The sequence below is a fragment of the Achromobacter piechaudii NBRC 102461 genome (assembly GCF_001571245.1).
Classification (GTDB): Bacteria; Pseudomonadota; Gammaproteobacteria; order Burkholderiales; family Burkholderiaceae_B; genus Achromobacter; species Achromobacter piechaudii.
Genome location: NZ_BCTK01000001.1, coordinates 1,298,706 through 1,323,191 on the forward strand (window position 1 = coordinate 1,298,706; position 24,486 = coordinate 1,323,191).

The window sequence follows — 24,486 nt, forward strand, 5'->3', positions numbered from 1 at the left end:
CACACGCATGGCCGCTGCCCCCAAGCCCGTCCCCACCCCGCCCTCCGCGTTGCGCATCTGCCACGCGCCACTGGGTTTGCCGGACGGCGCCCCGGCCGCGAAAGGCGACACCTCGCTGGATGCCCGGCTGGCCCGCATCCAGCGGGCCGGCTTCAACGCCGTACTGGTGCCGCCTCCCTGGCTGCGGCCAGCCAATGCGCAAACACTGGCTCCTGTCGATGCCGACGCAAGTCCAAAGGGCGACACCACCGAGCCCATCACCGAACGCCTGGCGCGGCTGTCCCGCGCCACGTCGGCGCATGGGCTGACGCTGTTGCTGCACGTGGTGGTGGACCGCGTGGCGATGGACGCCGCCGCCGCGACCGCGCCGCCCGGCTGGTATCGACCGCCGCCTGACGACCCGGCGCGCGACCCGCGCCTGCCCGTCAGCACCTGGGGGGTGATGGCGCTGGCCGGCGATCCGCCGCCCGAATTTGCGCAAGCCTGGTCCAGGCGGCTGACCGGTTGGCTGCAAGCGGGCGTGAGCGGCTTTGTCTTTGAAGCGCCGCAACGCCTGCCGCCCGCGCGCTGGCGCGAGCTGCTGGAACCGCTGCGACAACACGCCACCACCCCGCATTGCTTGGCATGGACGCCCGGCCTGACGGCGCATCAGGTCGACACGCTGCGCGACGCCGGCTTTGACGGGGTATTCTCGTCCTTGCCCTGGTGGGATTACAAGTCCGCGTGGTTGACCGAAGAAGCGGCGCGCTTGCAGCGCGTGGCGCCGGTGCTGGCCAGCACCACGCCCCTGCATGGCGAGGCCCCGAACAAGCATCCTGGCGATGCGCGGCTGGCCTGGGCAGCGGCCTTGACCGCCAACGGCTGGATGGCGGCGGAAGCCGAGATCGACGCGTCGCCGCAGATGCAGGACATCAACCAGTGGGTCAGCGTGCGCGAGTCGCCGGCTGGCCCGCCGCGCGTACTGGGTGGCCGCGATGGCCGCGCCACGCTGGTGCTGCGCGATGAAGCCGATGGCGCCACGGCCGTCCTGGCCTTGAACCCGCTTGACGCCGCGCCGGCACGCATCGATTGGGACGCGGTGGCCTCCAGCCTGCCGCCCGGCGACATCCTGCCTCAGCGCATGACGGACGCACCCCTGCTGGCCGGCGACACGCTGCCTGCTGGCGGCTGCGCGCTGATGGCCGTCACTCCCATGCCGCCCGTGCGCGAGGCCTCGCGTCATCCCGGGCCACGCACGGAAGGTGGCGCGGGCCTGCGCCTGGCCATCGAAAGCGTATCGCCCGCCGTGGACGACGGCGCGCATCCCGTCAAATGCACGGTGCACGAGCGCATCACTGTGCAAGCCGACCTGCTGATGGATGGTCACGACCGCATCGCCGCCGAAGTCAGGTGGCGCGCGGGCGACGAGGCCAACTGGAAGCGCACCCCCATGACGCTGCTGTCCAACGACCGCTGGCAAGCCAGCTTCCGGCCGCGCCGCATCGGCCCGCATGAATTCCAGGTGGCCGCGTGGTTCGATGTGTGGGAAACCTACCGGCACGACCTGGAAGTCAAGCACGCCGTCGGCCTGGACGTGCAGCTTGAAGTGGCCGAAGGCCTGCTGTTGCTGCGCGAAGCCGACAAGCGCGCCAGCCAGCACGCCTACCCCGCCGACAGTGTTGCCGTGCTCAAGGCGGCCTTGAAGGCCTTACCCGGCCCGAAAGACGGCGGCCAGCCTTCTGAAGCGCACATCGCCTTGCTATTGGGCGCCGAACTGGCGCATGCGATGCGGGCGCTGGACGCCCACGCGTTTGAAACCGTAACGCCCGAGCCCTATCCCGTCTGGGTGGACCGCCCCGCAGCCTGCCACGGCGCGTGGTACGAATTGTTCCCGCGTTCGCAAGCGCGCGAGCCCGGCCGCCACGGCACCTTCGACGACGTGATCGCGCGGCTGCCCGATATCCAGGAGATGGGCTTCGACGTGCTGTATCTGCCGCCCATCCACCCGATCGGCGTGCGCAACCGCAAGGGCCCGAACAACAGCCTGACGGCCGGGCCGGACGACGTGGGCAGCCCCTACGCCATCGGGTCCGCCGACGGCGGCCATGACGCCATCGAGCCCAAGCTGGGATCGCTGGATGATTTCCTGCGGCTGGTGCGCGCCGCGCGCGAGCACGGCATGGAAATGGCGCTGGACTTCGCCATCCAGTGTTCGCCCGACCATCCCTGGTTGAAAGCGCATCCCGACTGGTTTTCGTGGCGCCCGGACGGCTCGCTGCGCTATGCCGAGAACCCGCCCAAGAAATACCAGGACATCGTCAACGTGTCGTTCTATGGCGCACCGCCGCGCCGCGCTCGCAAGCTTGCGCTATGGCGCGCGCTGCGCGACGTGGTGCTGTTCTGGGTGGACCACGGCGTGCGGATCTTCCGCGTGGACAATCCGCACACCAAGCCGCTGCCCTTCTGGCAATGGCTGATCGCCGAAGTGCACGGCCAGCACCCCGATGTGCTGTTCCTGTCCGAAGCCTTCACCCGGCCCAAGATGATGTACCGGCTGGCGAAGGTGGGGTTCACGCAGTCATACACGTACTTCACGTGGCGCAACGAGCGGGCGGAGCTGCAAGCGTATCTGGAAGAAATTTCCAGCCCGCCGCCCGCCGACTTCTTCCGTCCGCATTTTTTCGTGAACACGCCGGACATCAACCCGCTGTTCTTGCAGACCTCTGGCCGGCCCGGTTTTCTGATCCGCGCCGCGCTGGCGGCGATGGGATCGGGCTTGTGGGGCGTGTACAGCGGCTTCGAGCTGTGCGAATCGGCGCCGGTGCCGGGCAAAGAGGAATACCTGGATTCCGAAAAATACGAGCTGCGTCCGCGCGACTGGCGCCAGCCCGGCAACATCCGCGCCGAGATCGCGCGCCTGAACCAGATCCGCCGCGCCAACCCCGCGTTGCAGACGCATCGCGGGCTGACCGCCGTTTCCAGCGGCAATGACCGCGTGCTGGCCTTCGTAAAGGCCACGCCCGGTCTGGGCAATGTGGTGATGACCGTCATCAGCCTGGACCCCTTCAACCCGCAGACCGCGCAGGTGCAGGCGCCCTTCTGGTTGTTCGGCGACGCCCCGCCCGCCCACCTTGAAGTCGAAGACCTCTTGACGGACAGCCGCGACACCTGGCGCGACGCGACGCGCACCGTGACGCTGTCCCCCGACCAACCCTATCGCGTCTGGCGGCTGTCCCTTCATGGTTGACGCCCGGAGCCCAAGATGATCAGTGAAACCAATCCCATCAAGGATGACGGCCTTTGGTACAAGGACGCCGTCATCTATCAGCTGCATGTGAAGTCGTTCTTCGACTCGAATGACGACGGGGTGGGAGACGTGCCCGGCCTGATCATGAAACTGGATTACATCGCCAGCCTGGGGGTGAACACGATCTGGTTGCTGCCGTTCTACCCGTCGCCCCGGCGCGACGACGGCTATGACATCGCGGACTATCGCGGCGTGCATCCCGACTACGGCACCGTGGCCGACGTGCGCAAGCTGATCCGCGAAGCGCATGCGCGCGGCCTGCGCGTGATTACCGAACTGGTGGTGAACCACACGTCGGACCAGCATCGCTGGTTCCAGCGCGCGCGCACCTCGCGGCCCGGTTCGGCGGCGCGCAATTTCTACGTGTGGTCGGACAACGACAAGGCCTACGCCGGCACCCGCATCATCTTCTGCGACACGGAAAAATCCAACTGGACCTGGGACCCCGAAGCCAACGCCTATTTCTGGCATCGCTTCTATTCCCATCAGCCCGACCTGAATTACGACAATCCGCAGGTGCTCAAGGAAGTGCTGTCCGTCATGCGCTACTGGCTGGACATGGGCGTGGACGGGCTGCGGCTGGACGCGGTGCCCTACCTGGTGGAACGCGAAGGCACCAACAACGAGAACCTGCCCGAGACGCATCAGGTGCTCAAGCAGATCCGTGCGGTGATCGACGAGGAATATCCCGGCCGCCTGCTGCTGGCCGAAGCGAACCAATGGCCCGAAGACGCGCAGGAGTATTTCGGTGCGGGCGACGAATGCCATATGTCGTTCCACTTTCCGCTGATGCCGCGCATGTACATGGCCATCGCGCAGGAAGACCGCTTTCCGATCACCGACATCATCCGCCAGACGCCGGACATTCCCGACACCTGCCAATGGGCCATCTTCCTGCGCAACCATGACGAGTTGACGCTGGAAATGGTCACCAGCCGCGAACGCGATTATCTGTGGAGCGTGTACGCCGCCGATCCGCGCGCGCGCATCAACCTGGGCATCCGGCGCCGGCTGGCGCCCCTGCTTGAACGCGACCGCCGCCGTGTCGAGCTGATGAACAGCCTGCTCTTGTCCATGCCCGGCACGCCGGTGCTGTACTACGGCGACGAGCTGGGCATGGGCGACAACGTGCACCTGGGCGACCGAGACGGCGTGCGCACGCCGATGCAATGGTCGCCTGACCGCAACGGCGGATTTTCGCGCGCCGATCCCGAGCGCCTGCCGCTGCCCGTGCTGATGGGCCCGCTGTATGGCTATGAGGCGGTCAACGTCGAAGCCCAGCAGCGCGATCCGCATTCGCTGCTGAACTGGACGCGCCGCATGCTGGCGCAACGCCGCCAGACGCATGCGTTCGGCCGGGGCACGCTGCGCTTCATCCAGGCAGGCAACCGCAAGATCCTGGCTTATCTGCGCCAATGGAACGACACCACCATCCTGTGCGTGGCGAATCTGTCGAACGCCGCGCAGCCGGTGGAACTGCCGCTACAGGAATTCAATGGCCGCGTGCCGGTGGAAATGCTGGGCGGCACGCCGTTTCCCGCCATCGGTGAACTGCCTTATCTGCTGACGCTGCCGCCCTATGGCTTTTACTGGATGGACCTGAGCCTGGAAGCCGCCCCGCCCGGCTGGCACGCCAGCGGTCCGGCCCAGATGCCGGAGCTGACGACGCTGGTGTTGAAGTCGCGTGGCGGCGCCGCGTTGACCGACGCGTCGCGCAATGTGCTGGAAAACGAAGTGCTGCCCGAATACCTGGCGCGCCAGCGCTGGTTCCCGGGGTCCAAGGCGCCGTCGCGCGCGCGCCTGGCCTATGCCACGCCGTTCTCCGGCGCGGCCGCTGGCGCGGCTACGGGTGGCGAATTCTATTGGGCCGAGGTCGAACCCCAAGACGGTATCGAAGACGGCCTGAGCGTGCAGGCGCCGTTCGTGCTGGTGTGGGACGAAACCGCCCAGGTGCAGTATCCGATTGCGCGCGTGCGTCGCGGCGCGGAAGTCGGCGTGCTGGCCGACGCCTTCCTGCAACCGGGCTTCGTGCTGGGCGTGATCGACGCCCTGCGCACGGGCCAGGAACTGGACGGGCGCGAAGGCGGCAAACCGGGTGACAAGCCCGGCGTCATCCGCTACCTGCCGGAACCCGGCCTCTCCGAGCTGGACTTCGGCGCGGAACCCGCCTTGCAGTGGATCCGGGCGGAGCAATCGAACAGCTCGGTGATCGTGGGCAACCTGGCCATCCTGAAGCTGATCCGCAACGTCAAGCCCGGCGTGTCGCCCGAAGTCGAGGTGTCGCGCCACCTGACCCGCGCGGGCTACGCCAACGTCCCCGCGCTGCTGGGCGAAGTGCTGCGCGTGGACGCCGACGGCGTGCCGCACACGCTGGCGGTGCTGCACGCCTTCGTCAACAACGAGGGCGATGCCTGGACCTGGACGCTGGATTTCCTGAAGCGCACGCTGGGCGCGGCCCTGCTGGGCGGCGACAGCCCCGAGGAATTCGAGGCCAGCCTGGAAGGCTATACCGTCATGGCGACCACCATCGGACGGCGTCTGGCCGAGCTGCACAACGCGTTGGCGCAGCCGACGGATGACCCGGCATTTCCGGTGCAGACCGCCACAGAGGAAGATGCGCAGGCGCACGCCACGCGCATCATTGCGCAGCTGGACCGCGCCGAGCAGGACTTGCGCGCGGCGTCGAACCGCCTGGAAGCGCCGTCGCACGCCTGCGCCGAATGGCTGTTTGAGCACCATGCGCGCCTGGTCAAGCAGGTAAGCATGATGGCGCAGGCGCTGGAAGGCGCGCCGCTGATCCGCGTACATGGCGATTTCCATCTGGGCCAGGTGCTGGTCGCGCAGACCGACGCATACCTGATCGACTTTGAAGGCGAGCCCATCCAGACGCTGGAAGCGCGGCGCAACGTCACGACGCCCTACAAGGACGTGGCGGGCATGCTGCGTTCGTTCGACTACGCCGCCGCGTCGGTGGCGCGTTCCGACCCGATGGGCGGCGCGCCCACGGACGCCAATGCCGGAGCCGCCGACTCGCCCGCCGCGCCCGGCGTGCCGCAGGACCTGCGCGACACGCTGCTGGCGCGCTTCGGGTCGCGCGCGGTCGAAGCGTTCTTGCAGGGCTACCAGGAGGCCGCTTCCACCGCGATTGCGCTGCCCGGCGCGCAGGAAGACACCCTGCTCAAGCTGGCGCAGCTGGAAAAGGCCGCCTACGAAGTCAGCTACGAAGCGGCGCACCGGCCTGACTGGATCTCCATTCCCTTGTGCGCGCTGACCAGCCTGGCGCGCGAACTCTTGCAGGATGCGGCGATCAGCGCCGAGGAAAAAACACGATGAATCGCACTGACAACGGTGGCATGCCGCCGTCCTCCACACCCGCCGGCCAGGTCGATGCAGCCACGCTGCACGCGTTGGCCGGGGGCCAGCATGCCGACCCGTTCGCGGTGCTGGGCCCGCATGACGGCGTCGTGCGCGCCCTGCTGCCCGGGGCTCTGGCGGTGGCGGTCGTCAGCCCGGATGGCACGCGCGCGCCGCTGCATGAACAGGCTCAGGGCCTGTTTACAGGCGCTGCGCCCGAGGCACGGCCGGGCGATCCCGGCTCGTATCAGCTGGCCATCCAATGGCCCGGTTCCGAGCAACTGACGCCGGACCCCTATGCCTTCGGCCCGGTGCTTTCAGACGCGGACCTAGCGGGCCTGGCCAGCGGCGACTGGCGCGCGGCGCTGGACCTGCTGGGCGCGCGGCTGGTTGAGATGAACGGTGTGTCCGGCCTGCGCTGCGCGGTCTGGGCGCCCAACGCCCGCCGCGTCGCCGTGGTGGGCGACTTCAACAGCTGGGACAGCCGCCGCCACCCGATGCGCCTGCGCCATGCGGCCGGCGTGTGGGAACTGTTCATCCCCGGCGTGTGCGCGGGCGACTGCTACAAGTTCGCCATCACCGACACGACGGGCGCAATCGTCTTCAAGGCCGACCCCATGGCGCGCCGCGCCCAGGCCGCGCCGGCCACCGCATCGGTGGTGGACGACCCGACGCCCCACGTCTGGACGGACGAGGACTGGATGCGCGCACGCGGCGAACGTCAACAGCCGCGCGCGCCGATATCCATCTATGAAGTGCAGGCCGGCTCGTGGATCGCGCCTGACAACGAGCGTTGCGTGTGGGACCAGCTTGCCGAGAAGCTGCCCGCCTACGCACACGCCATGGGTTTCACGCATGTGGAACTGATGCCGATCATGGAATATCCCTTCGGCGGATCCTGGGGCTACCAGCCGCTGGGCATGTTCGCGCCGTCCGCGCGCTTCGGCCCGCCAGAGGCCTTCGCCCGCTTCGTGGACCGCTGCCACGCCGTCGGCGTCGGCGTGATCCTGGACTGGGTACCGGCCCACTTCCCCAACGACGCCCACGGTCTGGCGCGCTTCGATGGCACGCCGCTCTATGAGTACGCGGATCCGCGCGAAGGCTATCACCCCGACTGGAACACGCTGGTCTACAACCTGGGCCGCACCGAAGTCAAAGCCTTCATGATCGCCAGCGCGGTGCATTGGCTGCGGCAATTCCATATCGACGGCTTACGGGTGGACGCCGTGGCCTCGATGCTTTACCGCGACTACAGCCGGCAACCCGGAGAATGGATTCCGAACGTATACGGCGGCCGCGAGAACCTGGAGGCGGTGGCCTTCCTGCGCGACCTGAACACCACCGTGCGCCAGGAAGCACCCGACGCCATCGTCGTGGCCGAAGAATCCACCGCGTGGCCCGGCGTGACCGCGCCGGTCGTCGAAGGCGGCCTGGGCTTTCACTACAAATGGAACATGGGCTGGATGCATGACACGCTGCGCTACATGCACGAAGACCCGGTGTACCGGAAATACCATCACCACGACATCACCTTCGGCATGGCGTATGCCTATTCCGAGCGCTTCATCCTGCCGCTCTCGCACGACGAAGTCGTGCATGGCAAGGGCTCGCTGCTGAACAAGATGCCGGGCGATCACGGCACCAAGCTGGCCAATCTGCGCGCCTACCTGGGCTTCATGTGGGCGCATCCCGGCAAGAAGCTGCTGTTCATGGGCGGTGAACTGGCGCAGCCCGCCGAATGGAATCACGACGCCACGATCAACTGGAGCCTGCTGGACGACGCCGGACACAAGGGCGTGCAGCGCCTGGTGGCCGACCTGAACCGCGTGTATCGGGAATCGCCCGCGATGCACGAGCTGGACGACCAGCCGGATGGCTTCGCCTGGCTGGTCATGGACGATGCCGACAACAGCGTCGCGGCCTTCCTGCGGCGATCCGGCGCGTCCACGATGCTGGCCGTCTGCAATTTCACTCCGGTCACCCGCCATGCTTATCGCGTCGGGGTGCCGCTGGCCGGGCGCTGGGCCGAAACCCTGAACACCGACGCCGGCTGGTACGGCGGATCGGGCCAGGGCAACCAGGGCGCGGCGCAATCGACCGAACAGGCCGCCCATGGCCACGCGCAATCCCTGTCTTTGACACTCCCCCCCCTTGCCACCTTGTTCTTCACGCACGAAGGCTGAATCCATGGACCCCACTCAATTCACCCGCCTTACCTCCGGCCGACCGTATCCGCTGGGTGCTGTCAGCGACGGCTTGGGCGTGAATTTCGCCGTCTTCTCGGCCAACGCCACCCGCATCGAACTGTGCGTGTTCGATGCGCGTGGCCGCAAGGAGCTGCGACGCTTCGACCTGCCCGAATGTACCGACGAGATCTGGCACGGCTACCTGCCGGATGCGCAGCCCGGCCTGGTCTACGGCTATCGTGCCCATGGCCCTTACGACCCGCGCAACGGCCACCGCTTCAATCCGCACAAGCTGCTGCTGGACCCCTACGCCCGCCAACTGACCGGGCCGGTCAGCTGGAGCGATGCGCTGTTCGGCTATCGCCTGAACCACGCGCGCGGCGACTTGTCGCTGGACCGTCGCGATAGCGCGCCAGCCATGTCCAAGGCCGTGGTGACCGAAGACATCCCCTTCAACTGGGGCAACAGCAAAGCCCCAGACACTCCGTGGACAGACACCACCATCTACGAAGTGCATTTGCGCGGCGCATCGATGCAGCGCGAAGACCTGCGGCCGCCGCTGCGCGGCACCTGCGCCGCGTTGGCGGATCCGCGCTTCATCGAACACCTGCACCGCCTGGGCGTCACCGCCGTCGAGCTGCTGCCGGTGCATGCCTTCCTGCAAGACCGTTTCCTGCTGGAACGCGGACTGCGCAACTACTGGGGCTACAACACGCTCTCGTTCTTCGCGCCCGAGCCGACCTATCTGCAGCGCGGCCCCAACGACCTGCGCCAGGCCGTGCGCCGGCTGCATGCGGCGGGCCTGGAAGTCATTCTGGACGTGGTCTACAACCACACCTGCGAAGGCAGCGAACTGGGTCCGACGCTGTCCTGGCGCGGGTTGGACAACGCCAGCTATTACCGGCTGATGCCCGGCGAAGAGCGCTACTACATCAACGACACCGGCTGCGGCAACACCGTCAACCTGTCGCATCCGCGCGTATTGCAGATGGTGATGGACTCCTTGCGCTATTGGACGCAGTCGTATGGCGTGGACGGCTTTCGCTTCGACCTGGGCGTGACGCTGGGCCGCGAAGGCACGGGCTTTGACCCCGGCTCCGGCTTTTTCGACGCCTTGCTGCAAGACCCGGTGCTGGCCGGCGTGAAGCTGATTTCCGAACCCTGGGACATCGGCCCCGATGGCTATCAGTTGGGCAGCCACCCGCCCGGCATGGCGGAATGGAACGACCGTTACCGCGATACCGTGCGGCGCTATTGGCGCGGCGACGAAGGCATGCGCGGCGACATGGCCGCGCGCCTGTGCGGCTCGCGCGATGTGTTCGACCGCCGCCACCGCCGCCCCTGGGCCAGCGTCAACTTCATCGCCTCGCACGACGGCTTCACCACCCAGGACGTGGTCAGCTATGACGGCAGCCACAACGAGGCCAATGGCGAAGGCGGCAACGACGGCCATTCGGAAAACTACAGCCACAACTGGGGCGCGGAAGGCCAGACCGATGACGCCGCGATTCTGGAGACCCGCGGCCGCGTCCAACGCGCGCTGCTGGCCACCCTGTTCCTGTCGGACGGCACGCCGATGATGTTGGCGGGCGATGAGTTCGGCAATACCCAGGACGGCAACAACAACGCCTATTGCCAGGACGGCCCGGTGTCGTGGCTCGATTGGACGCAGGCGCAAAGTGAAGAAGGCCGCGCCCTGAGCACCTTCGTCGCGCGGGTGGTGGCGCTGCGGCGCGACCACCCCAGCCTGCGCGCGGCGCGTTTTGGCGATGCGGCGCAGGAGATCTGCCCGGGCGTCATCGCGATCAGCTGGTTCGACACGCACGGCGGCCGCATCGACCAGGGCGCGTGGGACGATCCGCAACAGCGCACGATGGCGCTGCGCCGCGCCGCGCTGCGCGAGGATGGCAGCGCCGACATCACCTTGCTGCTGATGAATCCCGGCGGCGAACCTGCCGTCTTCACCTTGCCCGAGCCCGGACAGGCGTGGCTGCGCGAACTGGACTCCGCAGAGGTTGTACCTGCCGCGCCGCTTACCGAAACCGAAGTCACCGTCCAGGCACATAGCCTGGTGCTGCTGTCCGCGACCTGCATCTCCGGAAACGCCTCATGACCGTGCTGCCCGAACCTTATACCCACGGCGCGCTGCCGCTGCCCGACGGCCGCACGCGCTTTCGCCTGTGGGCGCCGTCCGCGCCGCCGGAGCTTGCGCTGATGCTGCCGGGACGCGATCCCATCGCCCTGCATCCGCAGGAGGATGGCTTTGCGCAGGTGGATGTCGATTGCGCGGCGGGCACGCGCTATCAGTATCGGCTTGGCGACGGCCTGCTGGCGCCCGACCCGGCTTCGCGGCTGCAAGACGGCGACGTGCATGACGCCAGCGTGGTCGTGGGGCCGGACGCCTACCCCTGGTCGCATCCAACTTGGATGGGTCGGCCTTGGCGCGAAGCGGTGATCTACGAGGCGCATGCCGGCCTGGCGGGCGGCTTCGCCGGTCTGACCAAGAAGCTGCCCCAACTGGCCGACATGGGTTTCACGGTTATTGAATTGATGCCCATCGCCGACTTTCCCGGCCCGCGCAACTGGGGCTACGACGGCGTGCTGCCTTACGCGCCCGACACCGCCTACGGCACGCCCGACGACTTGAAGCGCCTGATCGACACGGCCCACGGCCTGGGGCTGTGCGTGATGCTGGACGTGGTCTACAACCACTTCGGCCCTGACGGCAACTACCTGTCGCAATACGCCGCGCCCTTTTTTCGAGACGACATCTCCACGCCCTGGGGTTCCGCCATCGATTTCCGGCAGCCCCCCGTGCGCCGTTACTTTGAAGAAAACGCCCTGTACTGGTTGACGGAATATCGCTTCGACGGCCTGCGCCTGGATGCGGTGCATGCCATCTCGGATCCGGACTGGCTGGTAGAGCTGGCGCAATTCGTGCGCGGCCAGATCCCCGCGCAGCGCCACATCCACCTGGTGCTGGAGAACGACGACAACCGCGCCAGCCTGCTGACGGCCGGCTACGACGCGCAATGGAACGATGACGCGCACCATGTGCTGCACCACATGCTGACGGGCGAATCGCGCGGCTACTACGCCGATTACGCGGACCGCCCCGCCCAGGCGCTGGCTCGCTGCCTGGGCGAAGGCTGGGTCTATCAGGGCCAGCCTTCGCCCTACCGCCAGGGCGCGCCGCGTGGCGAACGCAGCGCCCACCTGTCGCCCACGGCCTTTGTGCTGTTCCTGCAAAACCACGACCAGACCGGCAACCGCGCGCGCGGCGAACGCCTGACGCTGTTGACCGAAACCGCCGAACGGCTGCGCGCCGCCGTCACCTTGCAGTTGTTGGCCCCGCAGATTCCGCTGGTGTTCATGGGCGAGGAAACGGGCAATCGCGCCCCCTTCCTGTATTTCACTGCCCACACCGATCCGGCGCTGGCGACTGCCGTGCGCGAAGGCCGCCAACGCGAATTCGCTGCCTTCCCTGAGTTCGCGGGCGCGCACGGCGAGCCCGTGCCGGACCCCAACGCGGAATCCACCTACGCGCAAAGCAACCCGTGGACGGCCGATGTCAGCCCGGATGCATTGCAGTGGCACGATCTGTACCGCGCGCTGCTGGACATGCGCCAGCGCGTGATCGCCCCCCGGCTGGACGGCGCGACGACCGTGTACGCGCGCGCGGTGGGCGAACATAGCGTGCATGCCCGCTGGCGCCTGGCGGGCGGCGCCTTGCTGACCGTCTACGTCAACCTGGGCCCCACGCCCGAGGGGCTGCCGCGCAAACAGGCCGCTGCCGCGCCGCTGTTCTCGTCGCTGTTGTACGAGTCGCGCGCGGGCGCGTTCGACGCGCTCTGCCTGGGCAATCTGTGCTCGGAAAGCACCGTATGGCTGCTGGAGGAAGGGGCATGAACATCGCCGCCCCCACCGGCCTGTCCGACTTGGCCGCCGAAGCCGGCATCGCCGAAAACTGGACCGACGCCGACAAGCGCCCGCGCCGCGTGTCGCCCGACACCCTGCGCGCGCTGCTGGCAGCCATGGACCTGCCCGCCGGGTCCGACACCGACATCCGCGACAGCCGCCAGCGGCTGGCCGAGATGAACGCCCGATCGCATCTGCCGGCGATGCTGATCGCCGTGACCGGCGAGGCGGTGCCACTGCCTGCGTCGTGCGCCGGCGCGTATCGGATGGATCCGCCCACCGGCGCCGCCATCACGGGGCAGACCGCCGAAGGGGGCAACAACGGCGCTGCCGGCCCGGTCTTGCACGCCCCGTCCACGCCCGGTTATTACACCTTGCACACGCAGGGCGGCACGACCACGCTGGCCGTTGCGCCGCGCCGCGCGCCCACGCTGGATGAGCTGCTGCAAGAGAAGAACGCGCGCGCCTGGGGCCTGGCCGCGCAGGTGTACAGCCTGCGCCGCCCGGATACCGACCCCACGGAGGCCACGCATGGCTTCGGCGATTTTGGCGCATTGCGCGACCTGGCGATGGCGGCGGGCAACGCGGGCGCGGACGCGCTGGCCATCAGCCCCGTGCACGCCATGTTCGCCGCCGACCCGGCGCAGTGCAGCCCGTATTCTCCGTCCAGCCGGCTGTTTCTGAACACGCTGTTTGCGGACCCGACCGGCGTGTTGGGCGCGGACGCCGTGCGCGACGCCTTGGCTGGCATGACGCAGGCGCGCCTGCGCGCGCTGGATGCGCAACCGCTCATCAACTGGCCCGCCGCCGCCAGCTTTCGCCACCAGTTGCTGCGCCGCCTGCACGAGCGTTTTGCGACGACGGCGAGCGCCGACCATCATCGCGCCTACAACAGCTTCCGCGACGCGGGCGGGCAAGACCTGCGCGACCACGCGCTGTTCGACACCCTGCACGCGGCGCACGCGTCCTCCTCGGGCGCGCCCGTGCCGTGGACGCAATGGCCCGCCGACCTGCGCGACCCGCGCTCGACCGCCGCGCAGCAATACGCGGCGGAGCATGCCCGGGACGTCGACGCGCACATATTCTTTCAGTGGCTGGCTTCGGCCAGCCTGAAACGCGCGCAGCGGGCCGGGCGCGATGCCGGCATGCGCGTGGGCATCGTGGCCGACCTGGCCGTGGGCGGCAGCCCGCTGGGCAGCCACGCCTGGAGCCGTCAGCCTGACCTCATCAAACACGCCAGCGTCGGCGCGCCGCCCGACATCTACAACCCGCTGGGCCAGGGGTGGGGGCTGACCGCCCTGTCGCCCGCCGCCTTGCAGGAATCCGGCTATTCGGCGTTCCTGGCGATGCTGCGCGCCAGCCTGTCCCACGCGGGCGGCTTGCGCATCGACCACATCCTGGGCATGGCGCGCATGTGGCTGATCCCCGATGGCGCGGGTCCGCCTGACGGCGGCTACGTGCGCTTCCCGCTGCGCCAGTTGCTGCGCCTGACCGCGCTGGAAGCGTGGCTGCACCGCGCGCTGATCGTCGGCGAAAACCTGGGCACGGTGCCGGAAGGCTTCGACGAGACGCTGCAAGAACATGGCGTGCTGGGCATGGATGTGTTGTGGTTCATGCGCGCCGAGACGGCGCGCGATGATGCGAAGAGTGCGTCAGCCGACGATGTCCCCGCCACCCCCGACGCCTCTGCCCAGGCCGGCTTCCTGCCGCCGTCGGAGTGGCCCCGCCATGCCGTCGCGATGACCACCACCCACGATCTGCCCACGCTGGAAGGCTGGTGGCACGCGCAGGACATCTTGTGGCGGTCCCGCCTGAGCCTGCTTGGTCCGGGCCAGGAAGAGGCCGCGCTGCGCGCCAGCCGCCTCGAAGAACGCGCCACGCTATGGCGCGCGGTGCAGGCCAGCTCGCCCACCGCCTCGACGCGGCCGCTGCCGCGCCAGACGCCCGGCGCGGAACTGCTGGCCTATGTCGCCGCCACGCCCTGTCCGCTGATGCTGGTCACGCTTGAGGACCTGACGGGCCAGCTCGACCAGCCCAATCTGCCCGGCACCATCGACGAACATCCCAACTGGCGGCAGCGCGTGCCGCTGTCCGTCGCCGATTGCCTGAACGCGCCCGCCAGCCAGGCGCGCCTGCGCCCGGTGCGCGCATTACGAGGCCGCTAATGAGCCTGAATACCCAAACTGTTCCTGCCCCGCGCATCCCTCGCGCCACCGCGCGCCTGCAACTGCATGCGGGCTTCACGCTGGACGACGCGCGCCAGCAACTGCCCTACTACGCCGCGCTGGGCGTCAGCCATCTGTACCTGTCGCCCATCACCCAGGCCAAAGCCGGCTCGACCCACGGTTATGACGTGATCGACCACCAGCGCGTCAGCACGGATCTGGGCGGTGAAGGTGCGCTGCGCCAGTTGGCCGACGCGGCGCACGCGCTGGGCATGGGCCTGATTGCCGACATCGTGCCCAACCACATGGCCGCGCACGCGTCCAACGCGTGGTGGGCCGACGTGCTGCGGCTGGGCCAGCAAAGCCCGCAGGCGGGCACGTTCGACATCAACTGGAACTCGCCCGACCCCGCCCTGCGCGGCAAGGTGCTGCTGCCGGTGCTGCCCGACCCTTATGGCGACACGCTGGCGGCAGGCGGCATCCGGCTGGTTCATGACGAGCGCGCGGGCACCAGCCATATCGAGGCCGGCGGCCAGCAACTGCCGCTGTCGCCCGAATCCGTGGTGGATGACCCCGCCGCCTGCGACCCCGCGTCGGATGCGGGCCAGGCCCGGCTGCATGCCTTGCTGGAACAGCAGCACTACCGCCTGGCCTGGTGGCGCACCGCCCCGGACCTCATCAACTGGCGGCGCTTCTTTGAAATCAGCGAGCTGGTCGGCGTGCGGGTGGAAGACGAAGCCGTGTTCGACGCCGTCCACGCGCTGGTGCTGCGCCTGTACCGCGAAGGCGTGCTGGACGGCCTGCGCATCGACCATATCGACGGCCTGGCCAGCCCTGGCGCGTACCTGCGTCGCCTGCGCCAGGCGATGCGCGACGCCGACCGCGACCGGCAGCAATCCGGCCGGCCCGCCGACGGCTACCTGATCATTGAAAAAATCCTGGCCGACGACGAAGCGCTGGACCCGCGCTGGCCGACCGACGGCACCACCGGCTATGACTTCATGGATCAGGTGGGCGCGCTGCTACATGCGCCCGAGGCCCAGGCTCCGCTAGAACAGTTCTGGGCCAGCTTGAGCCGAGACGCGCGCGACGCGTCGGCCCAGCTGCGCGATGCGCGCCACCGGATGCTGGCGCGGCATTTCCCCAGCGAACGGCAGGCGCTGGTGGCGGCGCTGGCCGACATCGCGCAAACCGATCTGCGCACGCGCGATTGGAGCCCGGCGGCGATTGATCGGGTCTTGACCGCATTGCTGGCGTCTTTTCCGGTGTATCGCAGCTACGCGGAAGACGGCGGCCGCAGCCCGGCCGACACGCATTGGTGCCGCATTGCGCTGGAACAGGCGCGTGCGGCGCTGGGCGACGCCACGGCCGATCTGCGGATGCTGGATCAGTTGGACCAATGGCTGGGCGGCGATACGCAGGCGACCGGCTCAGACAACGTCCCCGACGCCACGCAGGCTCAGGTCCGCGCGCAAGCCTTGCGCCGCTTTCAGCAACTGACCCCGCCGCTGGCGGCCAAGGCGCTGGAAGACACTTTGTTCTATCGGCGCGGACCGCTCCTATCACGCAACGAAGTCGGCTCCAGCCCGGTGCGCTTTGCTTTGGCGCTACAGGAATTTCACGCGCTGGCGGCCGCGCGCGCCCGCACGCATCCGAACGCCATGCTGGCCACGGCCACGCACGATCACAAGCGCGGCGAAGACACGCGCGCGCGCCTGGCCGTGCTGACCGAGAACCCCGACGACTGGCGCCGTGCCGCCGACGGCTGGATCGCCCGCCTCGCGCCCCCGGGCGCACCCACACCCGCCGACCGATACCTGCTGCTTCAGAGCCTGGTCGGCGCGTGGCCGCTGGCGTTGACGGCCGATGCGTTGGCCGAGCGGCCAGACGAGGTGGCCGACTTTCTGGCGCGTATCGCGCAGTGGCAGGAAAAAGCCATGCGCGAAGCCAAGCTGCACACCAGCTGGACCGACCCCGACGCCAACTACGAGCGCGCCGCCCGCCAATGCATCGACGCCTTGCAGCAGCCGGGCGAGGGCCAGGCGCTGCTGCGCGATATCGCCGCGTGGGCGCAGCGCATCGCACCGGCCGGTCTGGTCAACAGCCTGACTCAGACGCTGCTGCGCAATACGCTGCCCGGCATGCCCGATCTGTACCAAGGCGCGGATTTGTGGGACTTCAGCCTGGTGGATCCCGACAACCGCCGCCCGGTGGACTACGCGCAGCGCGCGGCGCTGCTGGCGGACTCCCCCGCGCCAGGTTCGTCGCAAGGCGATGCTCCCATCGGCACCGACCCCGAGGCGTGGCGCAGCGGCGCCGTCAAACAATCGCTGATCCGCCGCGCGCTGGCCCTGCGCGCGCGCCTGCCCGACGTGTTCAGCCACGGCGACTACCTACCCATCGCCGTCCAAGGCCCGCGCGCCGCCTATGTCATCGCCTATGCCCGGCGTCACGAGGGAGCCTGGGTGCTGGCCGTGGCGCCCCGGCTTTGCGCGATGGCGCTGGCCGGCTACGCACAAGGCCACGCTGCGCAAGCGGCGCGCTACTGGGAGGGCACCCGCCTGACGTTGCCGCCGGACCTGGACGCCAGCACGCTGGGTGATGTGCTGTCGGGCCGCCGCGCCCATCCGAACGCGGCAGGCGAGCTGGCGCTGGACGAGTTGCTGCGCGACGGACCGGTGGCGCTGCTGGCGAGCGACCCGACGGACTGAACGCCGGGACGTCGGCAAGGGCGCAGATCAGTATTGATAGCGCATCGTCACCATCGCGCTGCGCCCTGCCCCCCACGCGCCCTGGCTGTAGAAGCCGACCTGGCTGTAGTACTTGCGATCGAACAGGTTGTTCACGTTCAGTTGCGCCGACAGGTTCCGGTTGAAGCGGTAGCGCGCCATCAGGTTCGTGATGGCGTAGCTGCCCTGGCCGACGCGTTCATCCCCATTGGGGCCGCTGGCAATCGTGTACACGCCGCTTTGCCAATTGACCCCGCCGCCCACGGTCAGCCGGTTCCAGTCGCCCGGCAACTGGTAGGTGGTGAAGACGCGCACCAGCGTGCGGGGCTGGTCGGTCTGGATCGCCGCGCCCTGGCCGTCGCGCGCGGTCCAATGCGACCACCCCGCCGCCAGGTTCCACCCGGGGCTCACCTCGCCCGACACTTCCAGGTCGAAGCCGCGGCTGCGCGTCCCTTGGGCGGCCCGATACGCCTGGTTGATCGTGCCCGGCACCAGATAACCAGGGTCCGTCTGCGCCACGTTGTCCTGCTCGATCTGGAACACCGCCGCGCTGGCGTTCAGGCGGCCATCCAGGAATTCGCCCTTGACGCCAGCCTCGTAGGACTTGCCTTCCAGCGGATCGAGCCAGCCGCCGTTGCGGTCCTGGTAGCTCTGCGGGTTGAAGATGCCGGTGTAGCTGACGTAGGCGGTGTAGGTGTCGTTGATGTCGTACAGCAGGCCGGCATACGGGGTGAACGCGTTCTTGTCGAAGGCGGTGTGGTCGCCACCGCCGAAGCCGACGGAATCGGTTTTCCACGTGCTGTAGCGGCCGCCGACGATCAGCTTGAGCGGGTCCGCCAGATTCAGGCGCAGCGCGCCGTACCAGCCGGTTTGCTTGGTGGTGTAGCGGCTGGCGGTAACGGCCGTGTCGCTCCAGTCCGGTTCGGGATACGAGCCGTCCCAATCGAAGAAATTGCCGACCGGCGCGGCGTTGGAGGCCGAGCGGTAGTCAAAGTCCGCGTACTGCCGCGTGAAGCTGGCGCCCACCACGGCTTCGTGGCGGCGGCCGAATGCGGTGAAGGGGCCGCTCGCTTTCAGGTCCAGGCTGTTCTGCTTGCGGTCGCCCTGGTACCACGCGGGCGAGCCGTTCACGCCCAGGCCCGTGTCGCGGTCGGGCCAGCCGTACAGGTACAAGAGTTTGCCGTCCATCTCGTGCTTGGAATGCGAGGCCACGGCCTGCACGCGCCACTCGTTGTCAAAGCGATGTTCCAGGCTGGCGAAGCCGCCGGTGGTGGTGCTGGCCCAGGAACTCCAGTCGGCCCCGGTGTTCAGCGAGCGCTTCCAGTCCGTGCGTCCGCCATCCGAATACCACAGCGGAAAGCCGCCCCAGCTGCTGCCCTTGGGGTCGTTGTTCTGGTAATTCACGCCGGCGCTGAAGGTCGTGCGCGAACTCAGGTCCGCGTCGACGACGCCGTAGAAGACCTGCTTCTTGATCTGGTAGTGGTCCAGGTACGAATGGTTGTCCTGGTAGGCGGACACGATACGGCCGCGCACGCTGCCATCCTTGTTCAGCGGGGTGGACAAGTCCAGCGTGCCCCGGTAGGTGTCCCAGTTGCCCGCGCCCAGGCTGATGTCGGCGGTGAATTCGCGGCTGATTGCGTGCTTGCGCACCAGGTTGATGGATGCCGACGGGTTGCCCGCGCCGGTCATCAGGCCGGTGGCGCCGCGCACGATTTCCACGCGGTCGTAGATGATGGGGTCCAGCGAGGATTCGCCCGCCGAATAGCCCGTGTCGAAACTGGTCGGTACGCCGTCATACAGGTAGTTGCTGACGGAGAAGCCGCGCGAACTGAAGGTGTAGCGCTCGCTGTCGTAGTTCTGCACCGCGATGCCGGGCGTGCTGGCCATGACGTCGGCCAGCGAGCGCATGTCGGCGTCGTCCATCCGTTGGCGCGTCATCACCGTGACGGACTGCGGCGTCTCGCGCAGCGTCAAGGGCAGGCCCGTGCTGGCCGCCGTGGCGCGCGGCGTGTAAGACCCGGTGCCTTCCGTCGTGGTGGGGTCGGTGTCGCCCACCACCTGCACGCTGGGCAGCGTGGCCACCGCGCTGTCCTGCGCCTGGGCCTGGGCCGCCGCGCTGGCCGCGGACAGGGCCATCAACACCAGGGCCGTCGTGCGGCGCAATGGCCGGCCGCAAGCATGGATGGAACCAATACGGAGTCTGCCGTCCAGCGGCGATAGTTCGAGCATGCTGCTTTCCTCTTCCACTTTGAAACTTGATGTGGGGTGGAAGTGTAATGCGACTGCTTCTCATAACCATCTGCTGTTGTGAAATTACGACGTGATCTTGTCAGTCTTGTCCCTACGACCTGCGGGCGTACCGCTGCACCATCGGGGCCGGATCGGCATAATGTCGCTGGCTTTTTTGTCGTTGCTTTCCCGGCTTGCCTGCCTCGATGGTTCGTTGCCGCCGCGTCGGTGGCAGCCCCTGGCTGCATGGCCAGCTTCCCGTTTTGCCCTCGCCGCCCTTTTCCCAGGAATTCCCGCGTGTTCCATGTCTTTACCGGATTGATCAGCCTTTACGTCATCTGGCGTTTCGTCCTGCCCCTGTCTCTGTCCCGGCCTGCCAAGATCCTGCTGTCCCTCTTCCTGCTGGGCGCGGCCGAGCACCATCTTGTGACGCGCAACTTCTTCGGGTCGATGGCCTCGCCCGAAGTGCCCGGCACGCTGTTGATGGTGCTGGGCTGGCTGTTCGGCGCGCTGCTGCTACTGGCCATGCTGCTGTTGCTGCGCGACGTGGCGGGCGTCGTGGTCTATGCGTTCTCGCGCCCGCGCGGCCGCCGCCTGCTGGCCGCGCGCGCCTGGGGCAAGGGTGCGGCCGTGCTGGCCCTGATGCTGTCCGCTATCGGCGTGTGGCAGGCCGTGCGCGTGCCGGACGTCAAGACACTGGAAATCGCCCTGCCCAAGCTGCCGCCCGAGCTGGACGGCTTTCGGCTGGTGCAGCTGACCGACCTGCACGCAAGCCGCCTGCTGGAAGCGCCGTGGATCGACGCGGTCGTCAAGAAGACGAATGGATTGGACCCGGACCTGATCGTCATCACGGGCGATCTGGTGGACGGCACGACCGATGCGCGCGCAGCCGATGTGCGGCCGCTGCAAGCCTTGCGCGCCCGCCACGGCGTGTACGCCATACCCGGCAACCACGAGTATTACGCGCAGTACGCGCGCTGGCTGCCCGCCTTCGAACAACTGGGCCTGCGCCTGTTGTTGAACGAGCACGTGACGCTCACGCCCAATGGACAGCGCCTGGTGCTGGCCGGCATCACCGACAAGATGGCGGCCGCTTACGACGAGCCCGTGCCGGATGCCGCGCGCGCGCTCAACGGCGTGCCCAAGACGGACCCGGTCATCCTGTTGAGCCATCGCCCCATCGGCGCGGCGCAGAACGCGCGCCTGGGCGCCGGCCTGCAATTGTCGGGCCATACGCATGGCGGCCAGATCCTGGGGCCCCATCTGCTGACGCAACTGGCCAACGAGGGTTATGTGTCCGGGCAATATGAGGTGGACGGCATGCAGATGTATGTCAGTAATGGCACGGGGCTGTGGCCCGGGTTTCCGATCCGGCTGGGCCGTCCGTCGGAAATCACGCAGATCGTTCTGCGCTCGCCGGCGCGCGTCGCGACGCCCTGAGCCCGGTCCGGCCGCCCAACCCACGTAAACACTGTCGACCCGCCCATGAGCTATCTGCTGTGGTCCCTGCCCGCCTTGATCGTGATCGGCGCCATCGCCAGCGGTCGCGTCAAGACCACGGTAGCGGCCGTGCTGGGACTGCTCACGGCCATCGGCGTTGCGCTGACTGCTGCGCCCGGTGCGTTCAGCGCTGCGCAACTGGCCGTCACGCTGGAACGCGGCGCCTGGATCGGCTGGGTGATCACGCCCTACATCCTGGGCGGGCTGCTGTTCTGGCAGATGGCCTCACCCTCGCCCTCGCCCGCAAGCCGGCCCGACGCCGATCTGAACGACCCGCTGGCGCGACGGCGGCGCGTGTTCTTCGCCTGTTTTCTCATCGGCCCTTTCGCGGAATCCGCGACCGGCTTTGGCGTGGGGATGATGGGCACGGTGCTGCTGATCCGACCTCTGGGCTGCAAGCCGCGCGACATCATGATCTTCGCGTTGTTGAGCCAGACCCTGATCCCCTGGGGCGCGATGGGCAGCGGCACCCTGCTGGCCTCGGCCTACGCGCGCGTGCCCGCCGCGCAGTTGGCGCTGTACAGCATGGTGGCGGTGGCCTTGTTGATGAGCGTGTGGATGGCGCTGTTCTGGCGCACGGCGCGCCGCGCGAACCTGGGCGCAAGCATCGCCGAACATGCCCGCGAAGCAGCCTGGAGCGTGGCGAGCCTGTCGCTTCTGAGCGCCGCCACCGCCGTGCTAGGTCCGGAGACCGCGCTGCTGGCCAGCTACGGGCCTTTGATCGTGCTGCGCTACGTGCACGACCGCCACCCCGATCGTGCGCAGGCGCTGGCCGCCGCGCGCCGCGCGCTGCCCTACATGCTGGTGATCGCTTGCCTGGCGGCGACCCGGCTGATTCCCGCGCTGAACCACACACTGGGTGCTTGGGCCGACTTCCGGCCGTTCGCCGACCTGCCCGCCTGGATGCCGTGGTTGCACGCAGGCAGTTGGCTCGTCGCCGGCGCCCTCGTCATGGCGCTCTTGCGCCGCCATCCGGGCGAGCTGGCCGCGCAGGCGCGGACGGCCTGGCACACGGGCCGCCATGCCGTCATGTCCGTATTCCTGTTCGCGATGATGGCCGAGGTGCTGGCCGGCGCGGGCATCTCGCAGGCCTACGCCGATGGCCTGTTCGCCACCTTGCAGGAATGGACCTTGCTGATCACGCCATTGCTGGCAGGCGCGTTCGGCATCCTGGCCAATAGTGGTAACGCGCCGAACAGTCTGTTCATGCCTTCCCAGCTATCATTAGCGCTTCAAGCGGGTTTGAACGTACCGGCAGCGGCTGCGCTGTTACACGTTTCGGGCACGTCGATGGGGTTTTTTTCACCTATCAGGATGTCAATTGCGGCGGGACTGGCCCACGGACAGGGGCAAGAACGCAGCGTGTATGTTCTACTACTGCCGTTTGCCCTGGCCGCGTTCGGCATTCTTTTATTCCTGGCACTGCTTGTCGGGTTGTCGGGATAGCCGCCCGAGCGCTGTTGCTCACGGCCTCAACCTTTTTTTTGTGTAGCACATGGGACTAGAACAGTTAGCCGCGATCCGGGCCTTGATCATCAAGCAGGCGCCTGAAGAGCCGACCCCCAAGAAAGAAGCGCGCCCACAAGGCGCAGGCAAAGGCCCTCGCCCACCCGGCGGCGGCAAAGGCCCGCGTCCGCAAGGCGGCGACAAGAACGCCCGTAATCAGGGCGGCGACAAATCGCAGCGGCCGCAACGCGCCGATCGGCGTGAATCGCCCGTGGATCCGGTCGTGGTCGCGATCTCGCGCTTGCAACGCCAATTCCCCAAAGCCTTCCCGAAGAATCCCGCGCCCAAGCTGCCGCTCAAGCTGGGCGTGCTGGCCGATCTGGTGCAACACGCCCAGGCGCTGCAACTGGACGAGGCGCAGATCAAGGAAGCGGTCAAGACCTGGTGTGATGGCCGCCGTTACTGGGCCTGCATGGTCGAAGATGCGCCGCGCGTGGACCTGAACGGCGAACCCTCGGGCGCCGTGACCGCCAACGAAGCCAAGCATGCCAAGCGCATGGCGTCGCGCAGCGCGTCCAAGAATGCCGCCGCGCGCAACAAGGCCAAGAAGGCTGAAGCCGCTGCCGCCGCCGAAGCGGCAGGTTCGGCGCCGGCCACCGATGCCGCCGCGCCCGCCGCCGACGCAGCAGTGACCGCGCCCGCAACGGCGCCGGCTTCCGCGCCGGTGCAATCCGCGCCGCAAGCGCCGGCCGACGCCACGCCGGATTCGTCCAGCGACGTGTCGACCCCGGCCGCCGACGAGGCATCGAAGGAAGCTTCCAAGCAAGCCTCCACCGACACGCCCGAGTCGAACTAAGCCGACTCGGCTTCAAGCACGATCCGCCCCTGGGCGGCAACAAGCCCGGCCCGCGACATCCTCGTCGCGGGCCGGGCTTGTTTGTTCTCGTGCGTGCTTGCGCGCAGGTCTGACTTCCGACCCGCGCGGGTTCAGGCCGCCAGCGCCTGCTCCAGATACCCCATACCCGCCGCGCTATAAGGCAGGGTCAGCGCCCACTTGTGGCCCGCCGCGTCCATCTTCTGCAACGACTTCCGAAGAATCCCGACGATCTTGTCGGGATGCGCGGGGTGGAACGCTTCGTACTGGTATTGCAGGAACACCAGGCACAACGCGTTTTCCATCGTCTGCACATCGGCATCCTGCTTGATGCCCTGCTTCATCACGATGCTGGTCACGCGGTCGATGAGCGCTTCATCATGACCTAGCTCGCGCATGATGCCTTGCGCCACGCTGGCATGATGCCGCGCCAAGGCCTTGCGCCACGTCAGATATCCCACGCGGCCATCGGGATAGCTCTTGCGCGCGATCTCCCAGCGCCCGATGTGCTGGCAACGCGACGCCAGCAGCAGCGGCGGCGACGCCTCGGGCGCCAGTTTCAACACCCATTCATGCAGCTTTTGCGCCAGGAACAACTCCTGAGGACAGGTCTCGCCCTGCCAGGTGAACAGATTGGGATCGGTGCCGTTGTACTGGTCAAACCGAAGCAGCGTCTGCGCTAGACGTTCGTTCATGCGATGCGTTTCCAAGAAAGACGCCGGGATCGGCAAAAGACGCAACGATCATAGCGCCAGGTGGGCGTCGGCACGCGCGCGCGTGACGCAAATCGCATATCGAA

Annotated in this window: 12 protein-coding genes; 10 read left to right on the plus strand and 2 right to left on the minus strand. The window is 68.0% G+C overall.

Going from position 1 to position 24,486, the window contains the following annotated elements; all coding sequences use genetic code 11:
• Window positions 1–7 precede the first annotated feature (7 nt).
• From API01S_RS05860 to treY, 7 genes are read left to right on the plus strand one after another with little or no spacing between them, the layout of a single operon-like run.
• Window positions 8–3,226 carry an alpha-1,4-glucan--maltose-1-phosphate maltosyltransferase gene (locus API01S_RS05860; RefSeq protein ID WP_061303560.1) on the plus strand — a complete coding sequence of 1,073 codons (3,219 nt, stop codon included), beginning with the start codon at window positions 8–10 and terminating at the stop codon, window positions 3,224–3,226.
• A gap of 15 nt (window positions 3,227–3,241) precedes the next feature.
• Window positions 3,242–6,619, plus strand: coding sequence for a maltose alpha-D-glucosyltransferase (treS, locus tag API01S_RS05865; RefSeq protein ID WP_061303562.1), 3,378 nt, complete (start codon window positions 3,242–3,244; stop codon window positions 6,617–6,619).
• A complete protein-coding gene (glgB, locus tag API01S_RS05870) occupies window positions 6,616–8,823 on the plus strand; it encodes a 1,4-alpha-glucan branching protein GlgB (protein WP_084802363.1) in 2,208 nt (735 codons plus the stop codon). Before treS ends, glgB begins: the two co-directional genes overlap by 4 nt.
• Before the next feature lie 4 nt (window positions 8,824–8,827).
• On the plus strand, window positions 8,828–10,939 hold the full coding sequence (glgX, locus tag API01S_RS05875; protein ID WP_061303565.1) for a glycogen debranching protein GlgX: 2,112 nt from the start codon (window positions 8,828–8,830) through the stop codon (window positions 10,937–10,939).
• Window positions 10,936–12,735, plus strand: coding sequence for a malto-oligosyltrehalose trehalohydrolase (treZ, locus tag API01S_RS05880; protein ID WP_061303566.1), 1,800 nt, complete (start codon window positions 10,936–10,938; stop codon window positions 12,733–12,735). The genes glgX and treZ overlap by 4 nt, the downstream gene beginning before the upstream one ends.
• Complete coding sequence (malQ, locus tag API01S_RS05885; protein ID WP_061303569.1) at window positions 12,732–14,909, plus strand: 4-alpha-glucanotransferase; 2,178 nt, start codon at window positions 12,732–12,734, stop codon at window positions 14,907–14,909. The genes treZ and malQ overlap by 4 nt, the downstream gene beginning before the upstream one ends.
• Entirely contained in the window at window positions 14,909–17,620 is a 2,712-nt protein-coding gene (treY, locus tag API01S_RS05890) for a malto-oligosyltrehalose synthase (protein ID WP_084802364.1), read from the plus strand. The genes malQ and treY overlap by 1 nt, the downstream gene beginning before the upstream one ends.
• A 27-nt stretch (window positions 17,621–17,647) precedes the next feature.
• On the opposite strand, the gene fhuE is transcribed toward treY, so the two are convergent.
• Window positions 17,648–19,867 (minus strand): ferric-rhodotorulic acid/ferric-coprogen receptor FhuE, encoded by a 2,220-nt coding sequence (fhuE, locus tag API01S_RS05895; RefSeq protein ID WP_061303572.1) that lies wholly within the window; start codon window positions 19,865–19,867, stop codon window positions 17,648–17,650.
• Window positions 19,868–20,164: 297 nt separating this feature from the next.
• On the opposite strand from fhuE, the gene API01S_RS05900 reads away from it, so the two are divergent.
• From API01S_RS05900 to API01S_RS05910, 3 genes are read left to right on the plus strand one after another with little or no spacing between them, the layout of a single operon-like run.
• Window positions 20,165–21,307: a metallophosphoesterase gene (locus tag API01S_RS05900; RefSeq protein ID WP_061303574.1), complete on the plus strand. Its 1,143-nt coding sequence runs from the start codon at window positions 20,165–20,167 to the stop codon at window positions 21,305–21,307.
• 45 nt (window positions 21,308–21,352) lie between these two features.
• Window positions 21,353–22,813 (plus strand): hypothetical protein, encoded by a 1,461-nt coding sequence (locus API01S_RS05905; RefSeq protein ID WP_061303576.1) that lies wholly within the window; start codon window positions 21,353–21,355, stop codon window positions 22,811–22,813.
• Window positions 22,814–22,862: 49 nt separating this feature from the next.
• Window positions 22,863–23,669 (plus strand): ProQ/FinO family protein, encoded by an 807-nt coding sequence (locus API01S_RS05910; protein WP_244976668.1) that lies wholly within the window; start codon window positions 22,863–22,865, stop codon window positions 23,667–23,669.
• A gap of 131 nt (window positions 23,670–23,800) precedes the next feature.
• Here the strand turns inward: API01S_RS05910 and API01S_RS05915 are convergent, their stop codons facing one another.
• Window positions 23,801–24,382, minus strand: coding sequence for a DUF4202 domain-containing protein (locus API01S_RS05915; RefSeq protein WP_061303581.1), 582 nt, complete (start codon window positions 24,380–24,382; stop codon window positions 23,801–23,803).
• Window positions 24,383–24,486: the final 104 nt, after the last annotated feature.

Excerpts from the sequence above, each read along its gene's own strand:
- API01S_RS05860 (WP_061303560.1), top strand. The coding sequence starts at position 8 with ATGGCCGCTGCCCCCAAGCCCGTCCCCACCCCGCCCTCCGCGTTGCGC.
- treS (WP_061303562.1), top strand. The coding sequence starts at position 3,242 with ATGATCAGTGAAACCAATCCCATCAAGGATGACGGCCTTTGGTACAAG.
- glgB (WP_084802363.1), top strand. The coding sequence starts at position 6,616 with ATGAATCGCACTGACAACGGTGGCATGCCGCCGTCCTCCACACCCGCC.
- glgX (WP_061303565.1), top strand. The coding sequence starts at position 8,828 with ATGGACCCCACTCAATTCACCCGCCTTACCTCCGGCCGACCGTATCCG.
- treZ (WP_061303566.1), top strand. The coding sequence starts at position 10,936 with ATGACCGTGCTGCCCGAACCTTATACCCACGGCGCGCTGCCGCTGCCC.
- malQ (WP_061303569.1), top strand. The coding sequence starts at position 12,732 with ATGAACATCGCCGCCCCCACCGGCCTGTCCGACTTGGCCGCCGAAGCC.
- treY (WP_084802364.1), top strand. The coding sequence starts at position 14,909 with ATGAGCCTGAATACCCAAACTGTTCCTGCCCCGCGCATCCCTCGCGCC.
- fhuE (WP_061303572.1), bottom strand. The coding sequence starts at position 19,867 with ATGCTCGAACTATCGCCGCTGGACGGCAGACTCCGTATTGGTTCCATC.
- API01S_RS05905 (WP_061303576.1), top strand. The coding sequence starts at position 21,353 with ATGAGCTATCTGCTGTGGTCCCTGCCCGCCTTGATCGTGATCGGCGCC.
- API01S_RS05910 (WP_244976668.1), top strand. The coding sequence starts at position 22,863 with ATGGGACTAGAACAGTTAGCCGCGATCCGGGCCTTGATCATCAAGCAG.
- API01S_RS05915 (WP_061303581.1), bottom strand. The coding sequence starts at position 24,382 with ATGAACGAACGTCTAGCGCAGACGCTGCTTCGGTTTGACCAGTACAAC.